Below are 24,182 nucleotides of genomic sequence, written 5' to 3'. Positions count from 1 at the left end.
GATTATGTAAGAAAACAAGGGCTTAATAAGCCCTTATTTTTTAGTATCCAAAATGCCTAGGCGGACAGCCTGGGTTATGCGGCGGCCTTCCACAGATCAAGTGTTGATTATAGCACTCGTTCACAACGGATTGAGTATGCGGGAAATAATGCTTAAACGTGTTCACATGTTTATTGACATTTGTAGTATGTGATGGATGAACGACAGGAATCACTGTGTTCGATACATTCGTATTGACATATTGCTGTGTTGGAGAGACTTGCGCTGGGGCAACTTGAGATGGAGATGTTTGTGTTGGACCATATTGCGCTGGAGACACAGCCATTGGACTATAGGCTCCCATTACGTCAGACGCTCCCATTACGTTGGAATTTTTTTTACCGGTTGATGCGCCCATTACATTGTTGTGTGCGCCCATTACATTGTTGTGTGCGCCCATTACATTGTTGGATGCGCCCATTACATTGTTGGATGCGCCCATTACATTGGATGTTCCCATAACATTGTTGGATGCTCCCATAACATGGGGTTTATTTCCTCCACAATTACGAAAATACATTTATAATACGTCCCCTTTCATCATGATAAGTTTAGTCTTACCATTACAGACTATGAAAAAAAGGGGATACGTGTACTGATGAAATGACCTAATTATACAGAATAAGTATAAAACGATGTATGGCTGTCGATAAGTACACTATTATATGAATGCTATCTCTTCAAATATAGAGGGTAATTTTCTACAAAAAGGAATAGAGACTGTCTTTTAATGAAGTAAATAAAACAATCGTTAAACAAAGGACAACAAAAAATAGAAATAAAGTCGTTTTATACATTTCTCCGCTCCGCTTTCACCTTAATTTTATTTGATGTAAAGGTATGAAATGAACGCTTGGAATTTCACCCTCAACTCTTTCCATTTTACACACAATAGTTGAAGGCTACAATAATTGTATACATATTTTTTATTTTCAGCCTTTTGCACTAAAAGACCATTCTCATTCCTTTATTTTATACAGAAATATCCTTTGAATCTTCTTTCCTTTCGAGCCGCCGAATCCTCTTTTCCAATTCCAATTGTTTTTTTCCCTGAGTGATCCCTTCTCTTACCATCTCTTGATGGGCGATTATTGAACATTTTAGAGCATGACCGACTTCCTTAAATTGATGTTCGTATAATTTTGCACATTCAATCTGTGCCTGTATCCTTATTTGTACATTCCCTTTTAAGGCAACTTCCTTCCAAATCTCCAAAGCTTCATTGAATTGTTTTAGCTTCTTTTTCTGGAAAGCTAAGGCATGACCAGCCATTATCCGATCTTCCTCACTTCCCGCTTCCAATATTTTTTGATATGTCTCAACTGACTCCTCTTTTTTTCCCAAATAATCGAGCCATCGTGCAATCTCCATGGACTCTTCCGTATATCCATCGATTTGGAGGATTTTTCGGGACAAATGAATATACAATGTGATCAGTGATAAGATATCCCATTCATTATGCTTCATGATTCCAAACAGAATTTCCGGATTCTTCCTCTCAACAAAATCAAAATATATCATCGGCGCCAAATATCCAGGAATATCACCCTCTCTATGTACACCTAGAATATCTGTTTCGACCGCAGATAATTTCACTCGCTCCAATTTGTTTCTCCAAAGGCGTCTTGAAGCATGATACAAATCGAAATGTCCGAACTCCGGTAGTTTTGGTACATGTTCTTTTATCAAGGTATGTCTTGTTTTTAGCTGAGGCCAATCAAAGGATTTACCATTATATGTGACAAGGGTTTCGTAATTGATGTTTTCCAGAAAGCTTTGATAAAGCGGGATTTCACTTCCAGGCTGCGGAAGGATATGTTGCTTCACGACAACTTCTTCACCTTCTAAATACGCATAGCCAAGTAAAAAAATGGTATTGCCCGCTCCGCCTCCAAGCCCTGTCGTTTCCGTATCGAAGAAAAACAGATCTTCACTTTTAACACCCTTGGCGGAGAGTGGATGCTCCAATGAAGCTTGATTCCACTCTTTTACGACCTTTTTCAGCTCGGAAAATGCATATAAGCCGTGTTTGTGATTTATAGGGTAGCGGACTTCCCTAATGAAACAATAGTCACCATCGAAATGAAAGGAAACGGTATCGTTCTCCAGCCACTTTTCAAAGTAAGGAATTTCTTCATTCTCTTTCTGTTCAATTACTTCTATAGGAGAAGTATGTTTCTCTAGGTTCATATGGGTTTTCATACGGTTTAGTTTATTTTTTAAAGACATGAAATTACACCTCTTTTCACGGATCACTGTAATCTATTAATGTTTTTGCTTACAAAATTGACCTAATAATTGTTTGGCATCACTCTTGGCTGTTTTCGTTGCGGATTCCGTTCCGATACAGGAGGGACAGCCGCTTTCACAAGTGCAATTCTCGATCATTGATATTGTTTCCATCAGGATGACTTCAGAGTTTTCATATACTTTATCACTTAACCCTATGCCACCCGGATAACTATCATAGATGAAAATGGTCGGTTTTTCATTATGCGCTGCCTTAACCTGCGGATACACATGGATATCATGCGGATCGCACATAACATATAGCGGAATCATGTAATTTAGAGCATGGGAGGCTCCTATCATTCCTTGTTCTATTCGATTTTCGTCCCAATTGAATATATCAGAATCCATGGAAAGCATGGCCGAACTCGTATGCAGCTCCATCTCCGGAAGACTGATTGGTCCTGACCCAATATTTTCATGAGTTTCGAATTTGATTTTCTTGAAGATCGTAGGCATTGCCCGGATTGCGACATCACCAAAAGCAGCTGCTGTGGAAGCGAAAGATCGCTGTTTATCGACTTCCAATACAGACAACTGGACAGCAAGGTTAGCATCCGTATAATAGTCCACATTGACTTCTCGTACATAAGCTTTCTTTTCATCCCAATCAAGTTCTTCCACCTGAAATTGAATTCCCTGGTGCAAATAAATGGCTTCATCGTGGAGAAGGGTCATTGCACTGAACGTATCCATTTCCCCGATGACCCGATTAACCGGTGCATTCGTTTGGTCGATGATCACGACATTTTCCTGTGCCGCTGAACGCAGGCTGATATTGCTTGCGGGAAAAGCATCATTCATCCAATGCCATTTGTCCCCATTCAAGTGCAAGACCCTTTCTTCTGTAAGGAATTCAAGAACGTCCATAATCTCTGTTTTCCCAAATGTATCGCCTTTTTTAAATGGCAGCTCATATGCTGCACATTTCACATGATCAACCAGGATCAAAAGATTATCCGGATTGATTCTTGCCGTTTCTGGATTTCTGGTAAAGAAATAATCGGGATGCTGTACGATATATTGATCAAGGGCACTGGAACTGCCAACCATGATGATCAATGCTTCACCATGTCTTCTTCCTGCCCGTCCCGCCTGTTGCCAGGCACTCGATATGGATCCCGGGTAACCAGTCATTATGCATACCTGAAGCTGGCCTATATCGACACCCAACTCAAGTGCATTTGTGGATACCACTCCATAAATGGAACCATCCCTGAGGCCTTGTTCAATTTCCCTACGCTGTGTTGGCAGATATCCGCCGCGATAGCCCCTGATTGATTTTGGCCCCAATTGCTTTGACACAAGTTCCTGTAAATATGTCAATAGAATTTCCACACGAACCCTGCTTCGTGCAAAAACGATGGTTTGAATTTTATTTTTCAAAAATTCATTTGCCAGTTTCCTGACTTCCAAAACCGCACTCCTGCGTATGTTCAGCGGTTTATTGACTATTGGGGGATTGTAAAACACAAAATGCTTTTTCCCACTCGGGGCTCCGTTATTATCGATAAGGACCATTTGTTTTTCCGTAAGCTCTTCTGCTAACTCTTTTGGGTTATTGATCGTTGCGGAAGTACAGATGAATACAGGGTCACTTCCATAAAAATTGCAAATCCTTTTTAACCTTCTAATGACGTTGGCTGTATGACTTCCGAAAACGCCGCGGTAAATATGAAGTTCATCGATGACCACATACTTCAAGTTTTCAAATAAAGAGACCCATTTCGTATGATGGGGCAGGATTCCTGAATGGAGCATATCAGGATTGGTGATCACGATATGTCCGGCCTGGCGGATTTTTTGCCTGATATTTGAAGGTGTGTCCCCGTCATATGTATAACTATTTATTTCAGCATCCATTTCATGGATCATTTCATTCAATTCGCTTTTTTGATCATAGCTCAGTGCTTTTGTCGGAAAAATATAAAGCGCCCTGGTTTTTTCATCTTCCAGTATTTTTTGAAGGACCGGCAAATTATAGCATAATGTTTTACCAGAAGCTGTAGGTGTGACCGCTACAAGGCTATTGCCGCTGACAGCAGTATCAAATGCAGATGCCTGATGGGTATACAACCCATTTATCCCCCGTATTTCAAGAGCATGCTTGATCTTATCATTCATTGCATCGGGAAAAGGAACATGTTTTGCCTCTTTTGCTTCAATTACTTGCCAATGTACTATATTATCTTTAAAATCTTCATTTGTTTTTAGATCCTTGATGACTTCTAATAAATTTTTTCGCAGTTTCATTTAACCACCTCATACTCCTATTCTACCGAATGAACGTTCTATGCAAAAGGGAAACTATTTCCTATTCAAAAAAAAAAAGCTGGAAACGTCCACATCTCGTTTCCAGCCCGGTCATTTTTTTTATTTAATTTTTCTCGACAAAGCGAATGATTTCTTCGATTAGTCTGCCTGGAGATTCCAACATTCCCATATGGCCGCTGCCCTTAAGTATTACTTCATTGATATGGCTCCCTTTTACAGAAAAGGTTTTTTCAACGGGAATCACCTTATCCTGTTCACCTGCAACCAAAAGGACAGGCAACTTCGTATCTTTGAGAACATGATTTCTGTCTATTCTGTTCCTCATGGCATGTAAAGACCCTATCGCACCAATTTCACTTGTTTTATATCCGATTTCCTTTGTATGGTCAATATTGGGATCATCGGAATTAGCGAAAAGCTTTGGTATAAGTCCGTCAATGAACGCAGGGATTCCCTCACTTTCGATTTTCTCGACTGATTTTAAGCGTCCCGTCTTTCCAGTCTCATCATCCGGGAAAGCGGTGGAATGTACCAATGAAAAACCAGACAATTTCCCAGGAAACCTTTCTGCGAATGCCAAGGTGATATAGCCCCCTAGCGAATGACCAAACATATATACCTGTCCGATTTCCAGTTCTTCCAAAAATGATGCAATATCAGCTGCCATATCTTCAATCGAGAAAGATTCCCCTATTTCCTCACTTGCACCATGTCCCCGTAAATCAACGGCAATTACCCGGTATTCTTCCTTTAATCCAGCAATGATGTCACTCCAATATTCATGGCTTCCGCAAAATCCATGGATAAACAACAATGTTTCCTTTCCTTTCCCGGTATCTATGTAGGAAAGCTTGCTATCTGTCATATTAATCCCTCATTTCCTTTATTAATCATTCAGTACCGTTATTCCCTTTGGACCTGAATCTGAAACCCAACAGTCCATTCACATTTCTTCATTCCTCACATAGCTTATAGGCAAAGGAATTTTTTAGAAAGGAGCACCGTGATGACCTCTTCTGAAAAAAATAATAATCGGAATCGAATAGAACCCTTTTCCCATTTCATTAACAAAATGGATCGGCTGTTTTCCGAAAGGCCTCCTAAAGGCATGTTGAAATCTCTTGACGATTTCTTCGGTTCGGCGAAAGAACGCAGCTTTCCGGTTGATATTCACGAAACGCATTCAGAATATACCCTTACTGCCACCTTGCCCGGAATTCCACGCAGCCAAATATCAATTGATGTACTGGCCCATGCCGTAACCATATCTGCAAAGCATGTAGATAGAAAGCATAAAAATCAAGGATTGTTCCAAAAGGAAGTTTCAGCCGGTACTTTTTCAAGAACCATTTCCTTTCCAAAACCGATTGATGAAGCAAATGTGACCGCTCGACATCGCGATGGCATCCTCACGCTTCACCTACCCAAAATCAGGGGGAATCGGATTGAAATCCATTAGGCATGAATAAAAGCAGACTTAAAAAAGTGGCTGGTCACTTGTAAGTCTGCTTTTTTCTTTTATTCACCATCTATGCTTTGAAGAAGCCCCCTACTCCTTTGACCATTGAAGATACTTGGGAAACTGTATTCATCATTTGTCCAGCTGTATTCATCATTTTCGTTATATCCATGGAGCCATCTTGTGTTTTAAATTGATTCATGACCGATTTGAAACCCGATGGCTGGGGTTTTTGCATGAACTGCTGCTTTGGATATGGATTATGAGCCTGCTGCTGGCTTTGCGGAGGTCTTTTAGCTGGCTGTAACGGATTTGCGAACGGACTAAAAGCTTGCGGATGAAGATTGGACTGGATTGACTGCATTTGTGTCATTGGCTGCATTTGTGCCATTGGCTGCATTTGTGCCATTGGCTGCATTTGTGCCATTGGCTGCATTTGTGCCATTGGCTGCATTTGTGCCATTGGCTGCATAACACTGTTGCCCGGATAAGCTCCCACAGGCATCGCCTGCTGCGGGACTGGTTGAAATGGGTGATATGCTGCCTGCTGAAAAGGATCATGATATGGCGTCACATAGCCCCCTGTATCCTGGTGATGATATGGATACATAAATGGTTGTTCAAGATTATGATCATTTGGCGGAGGATACGGCATTGGCTGTTGGTATCCTCCCCAATTTTCCGGCATTGATTGAGGAAACTGTCCTTGATTTGGGGAGATTTGGTTATAACCGGATCTCATCATGTCAATGAGCCCTCCTCTTTTTCATTACATGGTTCTGATAATATATGAAAAAAGAAGGAATAAAGTGTAGGTGTTTTTATGATAAAATCCGATCGATTTCCGTTTTTACATTATTAAGGATGAATTCGATCGACTGGACATGGCTTTTAAATCGCTTATAACTTGTTTTAAGAAAAAATGCCTGAACGGCCACATCAGAAAGGTTATGGGCGGTTTGTTCGATTTGCTCGGGGAAAAGATGCCTAAATTCGGTTTCTTTCATCCACTCCTTCATTCCGGTTTCCCATTCGATGCATACGGTCATGACCTGATCTGCAAACGGCTTTACTTCCGAAAAGAAATCCTTTTCCTTTCCTTCCAGGCGTACACCCTCATAAATATCATCTGCCTGGTCTGTATATTTAATCAATTGTTCTGTTAATAGCTGCAGTTTTTCTTTTTGCACAATATATTCCTCCGTACATTTGTTTCCCTTAGTATAATCCAGTTCTTCATAAAATGAAATTCCTGCGGATTATACGTGCAATTCAGTGAAAACCTTTTGTTTTATAATTGTTTTTTCCGGAACAATGGAAAAGGAGTGGTTCACACCTTCAGCATTCACCCAATAATCCTCGGCTTTCTCAATGGCTTCCTGGGCTTCATTAACTAATGTATATTGTTCCGCCCATAGTTTACACCGCACTGTATTTACAGTTTCCCCATATGAAATTTCCAAACGATCTAGGCTGGTACTGATCTCAGCTATCATCCTTAATATCTCTTCTGTTGCGACACTTTTATTGACCATGCTGATCCCTCCCATTCTTTACCTGTACTATTCTTTTTTTTATCTGAAAGCCCTTCATGACTGACAAAACTAGAAGCGAATCGGCAAAGAAAGTGCAATTCACTTAATTTATTATGCCCTTCGACAACAATGGCAGAATGAAGAATGAAGTTTTAAACAAGAATACAGACAGGAGGTGATTTTATGCAGTCGAATGAAAGCAGACAGCAGAAAAACGAAAAACGACAAAAGCCGCCCACTAAAAAGGCAGGAACGGGAAACCCGAAACTTAGTGGAGAAAACCGCCCCTCTACGTAAGTAATAAATACTGAACGATAAACAGGGAAGGCTTCATCGACGCCTTCCCTGTTTCCTATTATAAAATCCAATTTTTGATTATTGCTGCCGTGTGCAGCTGTTTTTGTTTATGATCATACCATTCCGTCAAATGCGGGTCTTCTTCCCATTTGGGTTCAATGAACCATTTTTTTTTAACCTTTTTTTTCATATCCCATTGCTCTGTCTCCCCTGATTGATGATGAATCAATGGATATACTCCTCTCAGCATCGGGGTTTCATGGTACCTAGGCTTTTTTCGATATTGTTCATAATCGTATCTGGCACCCGTTGGTTCAGTCCTGCAGGAGAATTCATAAAATAGTGGAAATAAATCTTCAGAAAATAAAAGCCCAGCCAACCTTTTCCCCAATTCAATCCTTTTATCGATATTTCTAAAATGCGAAACGGACGAGCCATACAGTTCTCCATTGCAAGTAGGAAATAGAACAGTGCTAAAATGCATCCAGTCCTGCAGGAAAAATAACAGAGAATGAAAAACGAAGGATTGCTTTTTAATAACCGGTTCTTCAATGATGTTTTGTTCATTTATGATAAGCGCAGTGACTAATTTTTCACGATTTCCATGTTTCCAAAAGGAATACCATTCGTTCTTCATGAATTTGGTAATAAAAAAATACTGACATAAGTGAAACAATGGACGTCCATATTTCGTCGAATAATGATAGAGAAGTAATTGCGGATATGCATCTTGGAATATTCTCCAGTTGGCTTCTTCATACGTTAGGAATAATTGGCGCCTGTATTTAAGGCCAAGTAAATTGGAAAACCAAATCCCTTCAAGATCACACATATTCCAGCCTGCATTCCTGGAAACCATCCCGGCTAAAAAAGACCATTGTATTTCTGGATGGATTCTAAAATATTGTTCATATGCTTTCGTTCTTGATATATTATCCCTATTCCCTTTTACAGTTTGGGCTTTTATGGATTGGAGCAACTGCTTTTCCGTCTTTAACATTCGCATCTAGCCTTTCTATAGCGATGAATTGTGACATATAGTTGTACATAAATCCTATCGTTCTAAGAAACAATTCTTTTTATTCACATTTTGGATTCTTTTTTTGCTAATATAGATAAGTGAAAAAAAGGAGGGGTAAAAGTGGCATTTCATTATCCCAACGGACGAAGATTTGTACCGCAGGCTATGGAAGAAAAGAAAAGTCCACTAAAAAAAATCAGTTACAGCAACCGGGGAAAAACATTGGAAGACGATTTGAACGAAACCAATCAGTATTATTTAGCACACGGCATTGCCGTCATCCATAAAAAACCGACACCCATACAAATTGTCGATGTCCACTATCCGAAAAGAAGTGCTGCAGTCATTAAAGAAGCTTATTTCAAACAAGCATCGACCACCGATTATAATGGTGTTTATAAAGGAAAGTACATTGATTTTGAGGCAAAGGAAACGAAAAACAGCAGTTCGTTCCCGCTAAAGAATTTTCATGACCATCAAATTGAACATATGAAGCATATCGTTCAGCATGACGGAATTGCGTTTGTCATCATCCGGTTTTCCGCAATGGATGATATATATTTAATGAGTTCCGAACAACTGAGTTTTTATTGGAAGAGAATGAAAGAAGGCGGACGCAAATCTATAACTCTTCAAGAGGTTGAAAGCAGTTCACGAAAGATTACTCTTGGCTTTCAACCGAGAATTGACTATATTAAAGTAGTAGATTCGCTCATCTCAGAAAATTTTTAGTTTTTTAGAAAGGCAGGTTAGCTGTAATGGCTGAAAAATATAATACTAGAGAAGAACGCCGAAAGCAGGGGCAGACTCAAAAAAAGGGACAGAATAAAAGTCCTAAAAAGCCAACCAATATGCTTAAGCGAATTTTCCTTATACTTGTTACAATCGGAATAATTGGCCTGGTTGCCGGAGGAGCTGCAATGGCTTACTTTATCAGCGACGCTCCAGAACTTGACGAAAAGCTTTTGAAAGATCCGGTCACATCCAAGATTCTCGATGAAAATGGTAAATTACTTGCTGAAATCGGAAAGGAAAACCGGGATTATGTAAATTATGAAGACATACCCGATCTTGTCAAAGAAGCTTTCCTGGCAACGGAAGATTCCCGCTTTTATGAGCATCACGGGGTCGATTTCTTACGTCTGGGCAGTGCCGTCATAGCCAACTTCAAAAATGGATTCGGCTCAGAGGGTGCAAGTACATTGACCCAGCAGGTCATCAAGCGTTCTTATTTAACGCCTGATAAGACCATTAAAAGGAAAGTCCAGGAAATGTGGCTATCTATACAGCTTGAAAGAAAGTATACAAAAGAAGAAATTTTCGAAATGTATGTGAATAAGATTTTCTTTGCAAACCGTGCCAACGGTATCTTAACTGCATCGCAAACTTATTATGGAAAAGATCTTAACGAATTGAAATTGAACGAAGCGGCCATGCTTGTAGGATTACCGCAAAGCCCAAGCAGGTATGACCCGTATAAATACCCTGAACGTGCGAAAGAACGCCGTGATATTGTCCTGCACTTAATGAACAAACATGGATATATCACTGAAACGGAAATGAAAAATGCACAAAGCATCGATATAACAGAAGGACTTCAAGAAATCGATAAGAGCCAAATCGATACGACCGCATACGATGCATTCATCGATTTGGTAATTGAGGAAGTTGGAGATATGGGTGACTATAACGTATTTACCGATGGTTTGGAAATCCAGACGACCATTGATAAAGATGCCCAAGAATATGTTTATAACATGTTGAACAGTGATGAAATCATTAATTATCCAAGTAAAGATCTCCAAGCCGGAGTCACATTACTCGATACAGAAACTGGTGAAATTAAAGCAGTGGGCGGCGGCAGGAATACGACGGTAAAACGCGGCTGGAATTATGCAACGGATGCCAAGCGATCACCTGGTTCGACCATTAAGCCGATTCTGGATTACGGTCCTGCCGTGGAGTATTTAAATTGGTCCACCTACCACCAAATCAAGGATGAGGAATACACTTACAGTGATGGAACACCGCTTAAAAATGCTTCCGGACGACATTATGGCACTGTAACGACTAGGGAAGCACTGGCACGGTCATTAAATATTCCTGCCTTAAAAACGCTTCAGGCAGTCGGCTTGGACCGGGCACGTGACTTTGCCACTGATCTTGGGATTCCTTTCGACAAGGAAATTACCGAATCGGCAGCATTGGGCGGCGGTAAGGATGTTTCTACACTTGAACTTGCCGGTGCATACAGTTCATTCGGAAACAATGGTATTTATAATGAACCGCATAGTGTGAAAAAGATTGTTTTACGTGATAAAACAACCATCAAAAATAAGACGGATTCAAAACCGGTCATGAAAGATTCTACAGCTTTCATCGTGACGGACATGTTGAAAAGCGTCATGAAAGAAGCTTATGGAACAGGAAGGTTAGCCAATATCCCTAGCCTCCCGGTAGCCGGTAAAACCGGATCAACCAATTTCACGCCTGAACAGCGTGCAAAGAACAACATCCCATCTTCCGGTGTAAAAGACAGCTGGATGGCGGGTTATACAACGAATTATACAGTCGCGGTTTGGGCTGGTTATGATAATGCATCTGGTGAGCAAATGGAATATCTGGGTGAATCATCTCAAAGGATCCCTAAATTCATCTTTAAGAATTTAATGGAACATATGGCTCAATCAAAAGAAACGAAAGACTTTGATCAACCTGACAGTGTTGTGAAGGTTGGTGTCATCAAAGGTTCGAATCCAGCTGTTAAAGCTAATGAATATACACCAAGCAGTAAAATCACTTATGAATATTATGTTAAAGGCCACGAGCCAACACAAGTGACGACAGAATATGAAAAAATCGACTCACCTGGCATTAACGCTTCTTACAACCAGGAAAGCAATGCAATCAATCTATCATGGTCATATCCTAAAGGTAATGGGAATACCCAATTCGAGGTTAAGATGTCCGTGGACGGCGGTGCACAGAGCGTATTAAAAAAATCGAAGGATACTAGTTTAACGATCCCTAATCCAACCCCTGGAAGTAAATATACTTTCTCAGTGGTAGCTCTAGTTGATAACCAACAAAGTGATCCTGCGAGTACATCTGTCAAAATACCTGCTGAAGTGGAAGTCCCTGAGGATACTGAGGACGAGGAGATTGAAGATCCTGCCGAAGGTGAAAATCCGGAACAAGAAGCTCCTGCAGAAGGCGAAGAGGATAAACAAGACAAAGACAAAGACAAAGACAAAGACAAAAATAACAATGGCGAAAATAGTGAAAACGGCAATAACGACAATAACGGAAATAATGGAAATGGGAACAATGATAATAATGGTAATGGGAATGGAAATGGCAACAACACTGATGACGGAAATGGCAATAAGGGTGATGAGGACGTCGAAGGCGGGGATGATGTCACTGACCCCGGAACGGTAGAAGAGGAAAAACCAGTCGAAACCCCTGAACCTGACCCTAACCCGGACCCAGATCCAAATCAAGATACTGAATAAATATATATGAAGAATGAACAAAAAAACGTCTAAGCTTTTGGCTTAGACGTTTTTTTGGTTGTTATTATTTTTGATCATGAACTTTACATATTGTTTTTCAAATTCTCGGAACAACTCACTGAGCTGTCTATAAGAATGAAAAAAAGCGGGTCTAGCAAGGATGAAAGAAAGCCTTTCATCCATGTTCACCGGAATATTGTTAAAGGATTGTATTTGGAACCGGAAATCATTCAATGCAACTGGCTGCCCATGCATCCAGAAGGCTGCGGTTAAAAATAAACCGATCCCCTGCTTCATGAGTCCCAAGGTCTGTCCCGCTTTTCGCTCAGAAAATAGCAAACTGCATTCCGAATCAATTCCCTTCCATCTCTCCAGCAGTTCCTTTACATGCATTGCCCCCTTCGTCCAAGGAGCATACGCTTCTACATTATTATAATAAAGTAACTCGTATGGGAAAGACTCGAATGGAACCGTTTCACTCCAACCTGCATATCGTTCTTTTTCCAAGATGGTTTCCTTTGCCGGAAAAAACAAATGATGGACCAATTCTTCAGGGACTTTTAATGATATGGACTGCGTCAATTGGCTTCTTTCCTTTTCATTCTTTTTTTTCCTTCACGGCATAATTCGAGAAGCGGGCAGGTTTCACATCTTGGTGACTGGGCCTTGCAATGATAGCGTCCAAAGAATATCAGGCGGTGATGCGTAACGGACCACTCATCCTTTGGTATCTTAGCCATCAACGTTTTCTCAACGTCGAGGACACTATCCTTCCAACGGCATAATCCCAGGCGCTTGGAAACACGCTCTACATGGGTATCCACAGCGATCGCCGGCACATCAAAAGCAACGGAAACGACTACATTTGCAGTCTTTCTGCCAACGCCAGGAAATTTAACAAGCTCATCACGATCTCTCGGAACTTCCTTACCGTATTCTTCGATCAGCATGCGCGACAGCTTTTGTATATTCTTAGCCTTGTTACGAAACAAACCGATTGAGCGAATGTCATTTTCCAACTCTTCAATCGGAACGCTTATGTAATCCTCAGGCGTTTTATATTTCTGAAATAAATCCTTCGTCACTTTATTGACTAATACATCCGTACACTGAGCTGACAGGGCAACAGCAACCACCAATTCAAAGGGATTGGAGTGATTCAGCTCACAATGGGCATCCGGAAACATTTCACCCATCGTATCCAGACAATATCGAATTTGAGCTTTATTCAACATATTGGTTCTCCTTCAATTTACATTACTGCTCGAGCCAGTTATAGAAAGGCACATCTTTCAATGGTTGTGCAGTCTCCGTTTTTCGGTCCCTCTTTTGATGAACTCTAAATTTTTGTCCTTGCTCCCTTGCCTGTTCCAAGGTTTTAATTCCATTCTTTTTCCATTCGAATAAAATTCGATCAATGTATCGGAAATTCAATTTTCCGGAAATGACAGACTCCCTCAGAGCTGACTTAATGATTTCAGGTTGATGGTCATCCTCCATCCACATTGCCAATGTCTCACATTCAAAGGGAGATAAAGGGCGGCCGAACTCCTGTTCAAAAATCGTATAAAGGCTCTCCCCCGCTTTTTGGATTTCTGCAGACTCTGCCTGTTTCAAAGTTTTCAAGAAACAGTCCATCATTTTTTCATAAAGTGGAGACAACGAATATTTTTCCTGTCCGATTTCTTGGCTCCCCTCAACCACCATTTCAACAAATCCCCTTTGGACCAAACGCTGGATCATGAATAGACATTCGGTTTCCTGCAATGTCATTCTGTCAGAAAGTTGGGATGGTGCAGGGAAATGATTACCTTTATCGATGAAGCTTTGCAATTGTAATAATAGGACCATTTCTTGTTCATTCAGTCCCATTGTACTATAGTTAGTCAACAAAAAGGATGGAATCGTTATCGTTCCTTCCTTAAACCACGCATATAAATGTTCTTTATTCATGTTTTTGGACACCTCTGGTTTAGTATAACATGAATACGGCTCATCGAATAAGTTTATAATTTTAACAAAAAACGGTTATCTGCCAATAGGCAAGATAACCGCTTCATTACGGAATCAAGGATATAATCGATTTAATAGACGTGGGAACGGGATGGTTTCACGGACATGCTCGACTCCACTGATCCATGCCACGGTGCGTTCCAATCCCAAACCGAAGCCTGAATGCGGCACAGAGCCATATTTTCTTAATTCCATATACCATTTGTAAGCATCTTCGCTCAAGCCATGCTCATTGATTCTCTGTTCAAGCAATTCCTGATCATGAATCCGTTCTGAACCGCCAATTATTTCTCCATATCCTTCCGGAGCGATCAAATCGGCACAAAGAACGACTTCTTCCCTGTCAGGATCTGGCTGCATATAGAAAGGTTTGATTTTGGTTGGGTAATGAGTTATGAAAACGGGCTTATCATAACTTTCCGCTATCGCAGTTTCATGCGGAGCTCCAAAATCATCACCCCATTGAATATCATCAAATCCTTGTTCATGAAGGAACTTAATGGCTTCATCATATGTAATGCGCGGGAAAGGAGCTTGGATTTGTTCAAGCTTCGATGTATCACGGCCCAGTGTATTCAACTCAAGCTCACAGTTTTTCAATACGGATTGGATGATGGAAGAAACGAATTTCTCCTGGACCTCCAGGTTTTCTTTAAATTCGATGAAAGCCATTTCTGGTTCAATCATCCAGAACTCGATTAAGTGTCGTCTTGTTTTGGATTTTTCTGCCCTGAAGGTTGGACCAAATGAAAATACCTTCCCAAGTGCCATGGCAGCCGCTTCCATATAGAGTTGACCACTTTGTGAAAGGTAAGCATCCTCATCAAAGTATTTAGTCGCGAACAATTCACTCGTTCCCTCTGGTGCGCTTCCCGTTAAAATTGGGGGATCCACTTTAACGAAGCCTTCTTCATTAAAGAATTCATATGTAGCACGGATTATTTCATTCCGGATTTTCATGACTGCATGCTGCCGTTTTGAACGCAGCCACAAATGGCGGTTATCCATTAAAAATTCAGGACCATGCGCTTTAGGTGTAATGGGATAATCCAATGATTCATGAATGATTTCAATATCTTTCACCTGTAATTCAAAACCGAACGGGGAGCGTTCATCCTTTTGAATGACACCTGTTACATACAAGGATGACTCTTGTGAAACCGATTTCGCACGAGCGAAAATCTCTTCACCCACTTCAGCTTTCACGACCACCCCTTGAATAAAACCAGAGCCATCACGTATTTGAAGGAAAGCAATTTTCCCACTGGAACGTTTGCTGGCAAGCCAGCCTCCAATGGTTACTTCTTGATCGACGAATTTGCTAGCATCTTTTATTGTAATTTTCACGGAATTTACCTCCAAAAATAACTTAACTTACTAATGAATTTACTCTACTTATTATACCCATAGCCCTGCTTACAAGCAAATAAATCAATTGAAGCGGGGGTTCCATGCCTTTTATATCATTCTTATTATGTTTTTTAGTGTATTCGCTAGATTGCATGGTAGTTTACCATTCACGAACACCTGCTCTGATTACAGTAAAATCATCTCGGTATATGTTATCGATGGACTTTTCCATTTCCTAAACAAATTAACGAATGGTAATCGTTTTCACCTTTAACAGGGTTTCAAATGATGCATATAATTGAAAAGCACTTTTAGGATTTCTTATTTGGCAGGAAAGCAGTTCCTCAAGTCTTTTGATCCGATAGCGTAAACCACTCATTGAAATGTTCAATTCTTTCATACTGCAGTTGCATATATGCTATTGGGGAGAACAGTGCCATTTGGCCCTTCCATCGGATCTGTTGCCATCGCTGTCGAGATTGCCCAAAACATATTCCTGTAAGCAAGCACTTCCCCGATATTGGCTTGAACTCCCCTGACTTGATTCGTTCCTGCCATTTCCGTAGCCTTCATCAGAAGCCCAGCCATAAAGTCCAATTTCACCGCATAGCGTGTGCAGCCATGAAATGCATATCGATTCATCCGCCCAGTCTTGGATCTAAATCCATTTGCAATTTCCACATTATTATAGGCGAATACATTCTCCCATGGCACGAATACATAATTAAGGACGATGACTGCGTCATTTTCGTCGAACCGACTAGAAAGCGGGTAATCGAAAGGAGTGCCTGTCTTGGCAGCCGTTTCTTCAAAAGACTGTCTGCTGATCATTTTTAATCCCGGCGCATTCATCGGCACAAAGAAAATCAATGCATGGCTTCTATCTCCTTCCCCAAGATCGACAGGAGAATAATTCGCGACAAAATTATAATTCGTAAGTGCTGCAGAAGTTCCAACCATTTTGGCTCCGCTTACGATTATTCCATCATCCCGCTCTTCCACGGTACGTACAAATACCTCTTTATTTTCATGTAGCGGTTTATTCCTGTCCATTGCCGGATTTATAATTGTATGGTTACAGAAGGGAACGTTCCTTGTGGTTTTTTCATACCATCTTTTCGCATTATCTTCAAATCCCTTATAAAAATCGCTATAAGGTCCCAATGATCCTGTAAATGCAGCTTTGTAATCAGGGGTACGACCCATGAAACCATAGCTCAACTTTGACCATTGTGCTATGGCATCCCTTGCTTCAAGCAGCTCTGTTGCGTTCTTTGAGGCCTTGAAGAACTTATGGGTAGTATGGCCTTCATCTGTCTTAGCCGTTAAAATCCGTGCAGTATCCGGATCATGTAGAGCATCATATAGCTGCGCAATTGACCTGGCAGAATTGCGATATGCTGGGTGTGGCGTCACATCATCTACCTTATCACCGTTCAAGAATACCGTTCGTCCATCTCGTAAACTTTCTAAATACTCTTTGCCATTCATCATCGGAACATCCCCCATTCACAATCTTTCAATTTGAATTCCTAGCTTCATACTAACTAAATGTTCCAGGCATTTTTCTGTTGAAACCCACCTTTTTTCTAACATTTTTTGTCTAATTATACTGAATAATCTAAATATGTTGAACTTAAACAAAAAATCATATACGATATCATATATGATTAATTATAAAATCAAGGGGTGAGTGTCCATGTCAAAAGCAAGAGTGAAACTCCAAAAGTCAGATTATTCAGAAGAAGTGGAGATACTGTCGAACCGCTATATATTAATGAACGGTGTTAAGTATGAGGTATCACGAATCAAGTTGGATAACCCTATTTCAGGAACGGTATATGGAACATTATTAAACTATAAAGGGTCATTGGAAGCATTGAAGGGGAAGATCGACCATCCGCCTTATAATGAACCTCCTAAAGGGCCGATCCTTTATATTAAACCTAGAAACACGTTTTCTTCTTATTCAAATCCAGTTCCCCTTCCAACCGGCATACCTGAATTGGAAATCGGAGCAGCACTTGGAGTAGTGATCAGTAAAACGGCCACAAGAGTCAAGAAAGAACATGCATCGGATTATATAGAAGGTTTTACGATCGCCAATGATATTAGCATTCCTCATGAAAGCGTTTTCCGTCCTGCTATCCGCCATAAAGCCCGTGATGGATTTTGCCCGATCGGTCCATGGGTCGTATCCAAGGAATCCATCTCCAACCCCGATTCTTTAGGACTTCGTGTATATATTAATGGAGAGCTAAGGCAAGAAAATTCAACTTCAAATCTAATTCGCTCCATCCCCCGGCTTATTGAGGATGTAACGGACTTCATGACCTTGAGTACGGGTGACGTCATTCTAGTTGGTGTTCCTGAGAATGCACCGCTGGCCAAAGCCAATGATCAAGTCAGGATAGAAATAGACGAAATTGGTTATTTGGAAAATACGATCATTTCCGAGGAAAAATTATCACTGGAGGGGATTTTATGAAGAGAGCACGTGTAGCCTATGCAGGTGCCATACATCCAGCAAGTGAATATCATGGCCAGCTCCAATTGGCGGATGGCCGGCTTGTCAATGAGCAGGACGTTGTCTGGCTTCCCCCGGTGGAACCACGAACTGTCTTCGCGCTTGGCTTGAATTATGCAGACCATGCGAAGGAACTAGCTTTTAAATCCCCGGAAGAACCCCTTGCGTTCTTAAAAGGTCCCAATACATTCATCGGCCACCGGGGACAGACAAGGCGGCCTGCTGATGCAGCTTATATGCATTATGAATGTGAACTGGCAGTGGTCATCGGTAAAAAGGCGAAGAACATAAAAAAGGAAGAAGCCTTTAATTATGTAAGTGGATATACGATTGCAAATGATTATGCAATACGGGATTATCTGGAGAACTACTACCGGCCAAATTTAAAGGTCAAAAATCGCGATACCTGCACCCCCATTGGTCCCTGGCTCGTCGATGCCGAAGATATTCCAGATCCTTCGAATCTTGCCATCAAAACTTACGTTAACGGAAAATTGACTCAGCAAGGCAACACGAAAGACATGATTTTCGGCATTGCTGATTTAATTGAATATTTCAGCAGCTTCATGACATTGAGTCCAAACGATATCATATTGACAGGTACACCTGAAGGCTTGGCGGATACTGCTGTAGGCGATGAAATCATCACTGAAATTGAAGGTATCGGAAAACTCGTTAGCACAATAGTCGGGGACGATGTATTTACTGAAAACGGGGATCAGCCTCATCTAAAAATCCACAAATAATGGAAGTGACTAATCATATGCCTCATATAATTATTGAATATACGGATAATATCAAAGATGAAATCCAGATTGACGGGTTATTAAGAAAGGTGAATGATGTACTGATATCCTATCCCTCCATCTTTCCAATTGGCGGGATTCGATCCCGGGCCATTGAATTGAAGCATTATCGTGTTGCCGATGGTACAGAGGATGATGCATTTGTTCATGCCATACTAAAAATTGGCGCTGGACGCCAGGACAGTGATAAAACAAAAGTATGTGACCACCTTTTCGAAACGATGGAGTCCCATTTGGCATCCCTCTTTTCAAAAAGATATCTTGCCCTCTCCATGGAACTTACGGAATTCAGTGATTTTGGCACATATAAAAAGAATAATATCCACAATCGCTATAATAAATGAACAAAGTTTTCATATTTAAAGGCCTTCCACATCATCGGGAAGGCCTTTAAATTAACATGTTTTGCCACCGCTACCTGGCTCAGTTGATTTCTGCAAGGTTTTCAGTGCGGTTCAAGAACTCTTTGACACGGTCCACATATTCCTGTTTATCATAGCCGTTATATAAAGCGCTAGCCATACGGACCGGATCCCCAAAAAAGAACCTTTCGTACAGTGTTTGCCTGGATCCAAATGAACTCATGCATACATCCCATGCAAGACGATACAATTTAACCCTGTCATACGCTCCACCATTCGCGGCTTGAAGATATTTATCCAAATCCGGTCGAAGCTCCGAATTGAAATCAGCTTCATTTGGTATCGCCATTAAGCCACTAGCTCCAAGAAGCTGCATTATTTCACTGAATCTAGGGTAAATCTTCGGATAATAATTACGGGCTATGTTTAAAGGTGTGAAATCGGGTGTCATCATTCCCCACTTATCCACTTTCGCATTTGCCTCAGAAGCTGTAATGAAAGCCTTTACCGTTTCAAGCGCTATGATGACTTCCGAGATTTTCTCCTGAACATGCTGGTATTGTCCGATATTGATGGTTTCCACCATTAGCTGCAAAATCCCCAGAATGAACTCGGTTTTGGCGATATTCTTCGATACCACCTGATGGGTCATATGAACAACGGCATTGCTTTCATTATAAGCCTGGTTGCAAATGCCGACATCCCCATATGCAAATACCCGATTCCAAGGTACGACTACATCATCAAAAACGATAATCGTATCCATTTCCTCAAATCGTGAACCAAGTGGATGGTCAAAATGTGATTTGCCATAGTCGAATGATTCACGACAGATGAATTTCACCCCCGGTGTATTATTTGGGATGGAGAATGCGAATGCATAAGGGTTTTCTTCTTCTGATTGTTTAAGCAATGTGGAAGGGAAAACCATGATTTCATCCGTTATTCCTCCTTGTGTAGCTAATAATCTGGCACCCTTTATAATAAGCCCTTCTGAATTCTTGCCGGCAATCCGTGCAGCGATGTAAGGGTCCGGAAGCTTTGCGGCACTTACTCCCCTATTAACCTGGGGTTGAATCAAGGTATGTGTCAATGACAAATCCTTTTCCCGGCAGAGCTCATAATAATCCTTCATATTTTTTGCAAATGCTGAATCCTGAGTGCCGAACATATCAGCTGCAGTACCGTACGCCATCATCCCACTGTTGATATAGTCAGGGGAACGTCCCATCATTCCATTATTATGTCTTGCCCATTCTTGAATCATTTTCCGCCTTTTTTCAAGGTCTTCCTTAGTCCGCGGCTGCATGAATGAGGTTCCTACTCTTTCGTTTGAAGTTGGTGAAATATAAGTCATGATGTCATGTTTCGCGGAATCATGCTGCAAATCATATAATTCGGCCTGTGTTTTCATGACCCCTTTAAAAGCTGGGTGTTGACTGATCTTATCTTTTACTTGCTCTCCATTGATCCATACATTCGCCTTTGCTTTGTCTACCCTATCGATATATTCTTTACCTGTTTTAGCCGGCATAATTATATCCCCCTTAGCATCAAAGTGATGAAGCGCTTACAATTAAATAAATTCCAAATATTGAATTAATTCCTATAACAAAATATACCATGTGTTATGATATATATATAATACTTAAAAAATTCAATATGTATATGTTAATCATATGTATGAGGTGTATATAATGGACATCCGGCAGTTAAAATATTTTGTGACGATCGTTCAGGAAGAGCAAGTAACCAAAGCCGCAAAAAAATTACATATGGCTCAACCGCCTCTTAGCCAGCAACTTAAATTAATGGAAATGGAAATCGGTGAAAAACTTTTCGATCGGAATGGAAAGAAACTTGAACTCACTGAAACTGGCAAGGTCCTTTATAAAAAAGCTGAAGCTCTAATAAACCAGTTCGAAGAATCACTACTGGAAGTGAAGGAAGTCAGTAAAGGGGTAAAGGGCACTCTTTCCATAGGGTCAGTAAAAACTTGCTTTTCTTACATTCCGCAAAGGATGAGAACCTTTAGAGTTAAATACCCTGACATACGTTTCAAGTTAATGGAAGGTGATACGTTCCGTTTGACAGAAGGCTTAATAAACAGGGAAATCGAGCTGGCCATTGTAAGGCTTCCTATTAACGGTAAGCAATTCTCATCGATTAACCTTCCGCCGGAAGATTTTGTGCTTGTCACTCCAAAAGATTGGGATATCCCAGACTCGATCGAATTCAAACAAATTAAGGAATATCCCCTCTTATTGCTACATAGGATTAGCGGTCAAGGCACTTACGAACTTATAGTGGATGAATGCTTAAGACATGGATTTGAACCTACGATTGTATGTGAATGTCCTGATGCTGCAATGATCTTATCTTTAGTGAAGGAAGGAGTAGGCGCTACCATCATGCCACGTACCACGTCCAAATCGTTTTCAACCCAGGGGATAAAAATAGTCGAATTGATAGATTGTGAAGTACAATCGGAAGCCGCCCTTATTTGGCTTGAAGAACGCTATCTTTCCAAAGGCGCCGTCAAATTCCTAGAAACATTTTCTGAATGAATGCCCAGTTACCCTTGAATATTAGTGCACCTGTACCTCAATCTTTGGTATTTGTTCGGATTTCTTTATCCATTGAAAAGAAAAAAGCAACCCATCAGGAGATGGCTGCTTTTTCAAATCCATTCACAAGTGCGTTGACCTGCGCTTTATTAATAGGCATGCCTTTACATCATTCAATGTCGCAAAACACCCTTAACATCATGACCGGTATTGGACTTTACCAGGATTTCATTATAATTGTCTTTTGCATCCGTTTTCGGACCGGTCCTGCGATTACCGATCAAGGCACCTAAATAGCAGGCGATGAATCCAAGCGGAATGGAAACGATTCCTGGTGAATTCAAAGGGAAAATTGGTTCACCTGTCATTATGGCTGCTCCGGGGACCGGGTTCCAGACATTTGGACTGAGGGCCACGAGCAAAATTGTACCAAAAAGACCTGTCATCATACCGACTATCGCTCCAGTTTTATTGAATTTTTTCCAATAGATCGTTAGAAGGATTACTGGCAAATTCGAACTGGCGGCCAATGTAAAGGCGATAGATGCCAGAAACGCTACATTGAATTCCTGCAGACCTAATGATAAAACAATCGCAAGTGCAGTCACACCAATGGAAGCCCATCTAGCCATCGTCATTTGCTGTTTTTCCGTCGCTTTTCCATCTTTTAATATTTCATTATAAAAATCATGTGAAAATGCCGTAGCACCTGTTAAAACGATTCCCGCAACTACTGCGAGTATCGTTGCGAAGGAAACGGCCGCAATAAATGCGAATAAGATGTCCCCGCCCACAAGTTGGGCCAATAAAGGTGCAGCCATGTTACCTGCTGGATTAGCGGCCATGATATTCGATGTTCCGACCAACTTCGCAGCACCGAATCCGAGATAAATGACCATGATATGAAATGCACCCATAATCCACATCACCCAAACAACCGACTTTCTTGCCACTCGTGCATTCGGGACAGTCAAAAAACGTATTAAAATGTGAGGCAGACCTGCCGTTCCCAGAATCAGGCCCAGTGACAAGGATGCTGCATCCCACCCACTGGCATACTTAATTCCTGCCTTCAGGTAATCTGCACCCATGGGTGTCGCTGTTTTCATATCCGTGAAAATTCCGATGAAACTAAAATTCAACTTCCACATGACGATCATGAATAATATAAACACTCCGCCTATCAGCAGGATGGCTTTAATGATTTGCACCCAGCTCGTCGCCGTCATCCCCCCAAATAGAACAAATACCAACATTACAATACCTACGATGATGACAGAGGTATTATAAGGGATGTCCAAAAGCAATTTAAATAAAGCACCTGCAGCAACAAGTTGCCCCAGCATGTACATGACTGATATCACCAGGGTATTAAAAGCGGTCACTCCCCGGACCTGTTTATATTTAAACCTTGTAGTAACCATATCAGCCAATGTGTATTTCCCTAAGTTCCTTAATGGCTCAGCCACTAGGAATAACACGACAAGAAATGAAACAAGTGCTCCATACATCAGGAAAAATCCATCATATCCCGTTAAGGAAAATGCCCCTATCAACCCTAAAAACGTGGAAGCCGACATAAAATCCCCGGCCAATGCAAGTCCATTTTGCCTAGCGGTCAACCCGCCCCCAGCCGTATAAAAGGAGCCTGCCGTTTTAGTTTTTTTGGAAGCGAAATACGTGATGAAAAACGTACCTATCGACATTAGCGCAAAAAGAATGATAACTGTCCAATTCATGAATCAAAGCCCTTCTTTCTCGATGATTTCTTTTATTTGTTCATCGATTCTTTCAGATTTCCTTACATATATGCTGCAAACCCATACAGACATAACCGTAATGGAGACACCGTACACCCACGCCCATGTTATGTCCCCAATGAAAGGGTGATCCAGGATATCTGTGTAAAAAACTAAGAAGGGCAAAAGCAAGGAATATCCCATAAAGAAAATCGTAAAAGGGATGACGAACTTCTTTTTGTCGGAAAGCATATTCTGAAACTCTTTTGAGGCAACAATTTTTTCATAATCCACTAGATCGGTTTGTTCCGATTCTTCAAGTTTCTTTTCCAGCCGAACCATCTCTTCACACCTCTTCTGATATTTATTTTTTCCAAAGACGGTCCTGG

The 24,182-nt window shown here is 41.0% G+C and carries 24 protein-coding genes; 7 read left to right on the top strand and 17 right to left on the bottom strand.

The genetic code is table 11. From position 1 onward, the window contains the following. Positions 1-40: 40 nt before the first annotated feature. The 4 genes from ACZ9AO_RS08740 to ACZ9AO_RS08725 form a co-directional block, all read right to left on the bottom strand. The gene (locus tag ACZ9AO_RS08740) at positions 41-559 is read right to left on the bottom strand and encodes a CotD family spore coat protein (RefSeq protein ID WP_476108874.1); all 519 of its coding nucleotides are present in this window, start codon (positions 557-559) and stop codon (positions 41-43) included. A gap of 452 nt (positions 560-1,011) precedes the next feature. Next, positions 1,012-2,268, bottom strand: a complete 1,257-nt coding sequence (locus ACZ9AO_RS08735; protein ID WP_251540738.1) for a ribonuclease H-like domain-containing protein — start codon at positions 2,266-2,268, stop codon at positions 1,012-1,014. Positions 2,269-2,304: 36 nt separating this feature from the next. After that, a complete protein-coding gene (locus ACZ9AO_RS08730; protein ID WP_323597724.1) occupies positions 2,305-4,581 on the bottom strand; it encodes a DEAD/DEAH box helicase in 2,277 nt (758 codons plus the stop codon). Positions 4,582-4,705: 124 nt separating this feature from the next. Further along, entirely contained in the window at positions 4,706-5,467 is a 762-nt protein-coding gene (locus ACZ9AO_RS08725) for an alpha/beta fold hydrolase (protein WP_476108873.1), read from the bottom strand. 141 nt (positions 5,468-5,608) lie between these two features. On the opposite strand from ACZ9AO_RS08725, the gene ACZ9AO_RS08720 reads away from it, so the two are divergent. Then, complete coding sequence (locus tag ACZ9AO_RS08720; protein WP_048688374.1) at positions 5,609-6,061, top strand: Hsp20/alpha crystallin family protein; 453 nt, start codon at positions 5,609-5,611, stop codon at positions 6,059-6,061. 70 nt (positions 6,062-6,131) lie between these two features. Here ACZ9AO_RS08720 and ACZ9AO_RS08715 read toward each other — a convergent pair whose 3' ends face one another. The 4 genes from ACZ9AO_RS08715 to ACZ9AO_RS08700 form a co-directional block, all read right to left on the bottom strand. Further along, positions 6,132-6,806 (bottom strand): YppG family protein, encoded by a 675-nt coding sequence (locus ACZ9AO_RS08715; RefSeq protein ID WP_476108872.1) that lies wholly within the window; start codon positions 6,804-6,806, stop codon positions 6,132-6,134. Positions 6,807-6,882: 76 nt separating this feature from the next. Continuing rightward, complete coding sequence (locus ACZ9AO_RS08710; RefSeq protein ID WP_476108871.1) at positions 6,883-7,251, bottom strand: YppE family protein; 369 nt, start codon at positions 7,249-7,251, stop codon at positions 6,883-6,885. Between the two features lie 69 nt (positions 7,252-7,320). Further along, entirely contained in the window at positions 7,321-7,596 is a 276-nt protein-coding gene (locus ACZ9AO_RS08705; RefSeq protein ID WP_134782115.1) for a hypothetical protein, read from the bottom strand. 355 nt (positions 7,597-7,951) lie between these two features. Continuing rightward, positions 7,952-8,893, bottom strand: a complete 942-nt coding sequence (locus tag ACZ9AO_RS08700) for a DUF2515 family protein (protein WP_476108870.1) — start codon at positions 8,891-8,893, stop codon at positions 7,952-7,954. A 141-nt stretch (positions 8,894-9,034) separates the two neighbouring features. Here ACZ9AO_RS08700 and recU point away from each other — a divergent pair, with 141 nt between their 5' ends. Beyond that, the gene (gene recU, locus ACZ9AO_RS08695; RefSeq protein ID WP_034307899.1) at positions 9,035-9,646 is read left to right on the top strand and encodes a Holliday junction resolvase RecU; all 612 of its coding nucleotides are present in this window, start codon (positions 9,035-9,037) and stop codon (positions 9,644-9,646) included. A 26-nt stretch (positions 9,647-9,672) separates the two neighbouring features. Then, positions 9,673-12,429: a PBP1A family penicillin-binding protein gene (locus ACZ9AO_RS08690; RefSeq protein WP_476108869.1), complete on the top strand. Its 2,757-nt coding sequence runs from the start codon at positions 9,673-9,675 to the stop codon at positions 12,427-12,429. Between the two features lie 42 nt (positions 12,430-12,471). On the opposite strand, the gene ACZ9AO_RS08685 is transcribed toward ACZ9AO_RS08690, so the two are convergent. The 6 genes from ACZ9AO_RS08685 to ACZ9AO_RS08660 all read right to left on the bottom strand — a co-directional run bounded on the left by ACZ9AO_RS08685 (position 12,472) and on the right by ACZ9AO_RS08660 (position 17,286). Then, complete coding sequence (locus ACZ9AO_RS08685; RefSeq protein ID WP_476108868.1) at positions 12,472-13,011, bottom strand: YpoC family protein; 540 nt, start codon at positions 13,009-13,011, stop codon at positions 12,472-12,474. Beyond that, positions 13,008-13,664 carry an endonuclease III gene (gene nth, locus ACZ9AO_RS08680; RefSeq protein ID WP_476108867.1) on the bottom strand — a complete coding sequence of 219 codons (657 nt, stop codon included), beginning with the start codon at positions 13,662-13,664 and terminating at the stop codon, positions 13,008-13,010. Before nth ends, ACZ9AO_RS08685 begins: the two co-directional genes overlap by 4 nt. A gap of 22 nt (positions 13,665-13,686) precedes the next feature. Continuing rightward, on the bottom strand, positions 13,687-14,382 hold the full coding sequence (locus ACZ9AO_RS08675) for a DnaD domain-containing protein (protein WP_048688355.1): 696 nt from the start codon (positions 14,380-14,382) through the stop codon (positions 13,687-13,689). Between the two features lie 114 nt (positions 14,383-14,496). Continuing rightward, on the bottom strand, positions 14,497-15,789 hold the full coding sequence (gene asnS, locus ACZ9AO_RS08670) for an asparagine--tRNA ligase (protein WP_054400296.1): 1,293 nt from the start codon (positions 15,787-15,789) through the stop codon (positions 14,497-14,499). Between the two features lie 247 nt (positions 15,790-16,036). Next, the gene (locus tag ACZ9AO_RS08665) at positions 16,037-16,192 is read right to left on the bottom strand and encodes a helix-turn-helix domain-containing protein (protein WP_476108866.1); all 156 of its coding nucleotides are present in this window, start codon (positions 16,190-16,192) and stop codon (positions 16,037-16,039) included. Continuing rightward, positions 16,189-17,286 (bottom strand): 4-hydroxyphenylacetate 3-hydroxylase family protein, encoded by a 1,098-nt coding sequence (locus ACZ9AO_RS08660; RefSeq protein ID WP_476108865.1) that lies wholly within the window; start codon positions 17,284-17,286, stop codon positions 16,189-16,191. The genes ACZ9AO_RS08665 and ACZ9AO_RS08660 overlap by 4 nt, the downstream gene beginning before the upstream one ends. A gap of 205 nt (positions 17,287-17,491) precedes the next feature. On the opposite strand from ACZ9AO_RS08660, the gene ACZ9AO_RS08655 reads away from it, so the two are divergent. The 3 genes from ACZ9AO_RS08655 to ACZ9AO_RS08645 are packed head-to-tail and all read left to right on the top strand — an operon-like array spanning position 17,492 to position 19,469. Further along, on the top strand, positions 17,492-18,280 hold the full coding sequence (locus ACZ9AO_RS08655) for a fumarylacetoacetate hydrolase family protein (RefSeq protein WP_476108864.1): 789 nt from the start codon (positions 17,492-17,494) through the stop codon (positions 18,278-18,280). After that, positions 18,277-19,065 carry a fumarylacetoacetate hydrolase family protein gene (locus tag ACZ9AO_RS08650; protein WP_476108863.1) on the top strand — a complete coding sequence of 263 codons (789 nt, stop codon included), beginning with the start codon at positions 18,277-18,279 and terminating at the stop codon, positions 19,063-19,065. Before ACZ9AO_RS08655 ends, ACZ9AO_RS08650 begins: the two co-directional genes overlap by 4 nt. A gap of 17 nt (positions 19,066-19,082) precedes the next feature. After that, a complete protein-coding gene (locus ACZ9AO_RS08645; RefSeq protein WP_034307909.1) occupies positions 19,083-19,469 on the top strand; it encodes a 5-carboxymethyl-2-hydroxymuconate Delta-isomerase in 387 nt (128 codons plus the stop codon). Positions 19,470-19,548: 79 nt separating this feature from the next. Here the strand turns inward: ACZ9AO_RS08645 and hpaB are convergent, their stop codons facing one another. Beyond that, positions 19,549-21,021: a 4-hydroxyphenylacetate 3-monooxygenase, oxygenase component gene (hpaB, locus tag ACZ9AO_RS08640; RefSeq protein WP_476108862.1), complete on the bottom strand. Its 1,473-nt coding sequence runs from the start codon at positions 21,019-21,021 to the stop codon at positions 19,549-19,551. Positions 21,022-21,184: 163 nt separating this feature from the next. Between hpaB and ACZ9AO_RS08635 the strand changes: the two genes are divergently transcribed. Further along, positions 21,185-22,054 (top strand): LysR family transcriptional regulator, encoded by an 870-nt coding sequence (locus ACZ9AO_RS08635; RefSeq protein ID WP_476108861.1) that lies wholly within the window; start codon positions 21,185-21,187, stop codon positions 22,052-22,054. Between the two features lie 173 nt (positions 22,055-22,227). Here the strand turns inward: ACZ9AO_RS08635 and ACZ9AO_RS08630 are convergent, their stop codons facing one another. Continuing rightward, positions 22,228-23,793, bottom strand: a complete 1,566-nt coding sequence (locus ACZ9AO_RS08630; protein WP_476108860.1) for a solute symporter family protein — start codon at positions 23,791-23,793, stop codon at positions 22,228-22,230. Between the two features lie 3 nt (positions 23,794-23,796). After that, positions 23,797-24,135, bottom strand: coding sequence for a DUF485 domain-containing protein (locus ACZ9AO_RS08625; protein ID WP_048681590.1), 339 nt, complete (start codon positions 24,133-24,135; stop codon positions 23,797-23,799). Positions 24,136-24,182: the final 47 nt, after the last annotated feature.

The sequence above is a fragment of the Peribacillus sp. TE19612 genome, from assembly GCF_056279465.1.
This window is presented reverse-complemented; position numbering and strand designations above follow the sequence as displayed.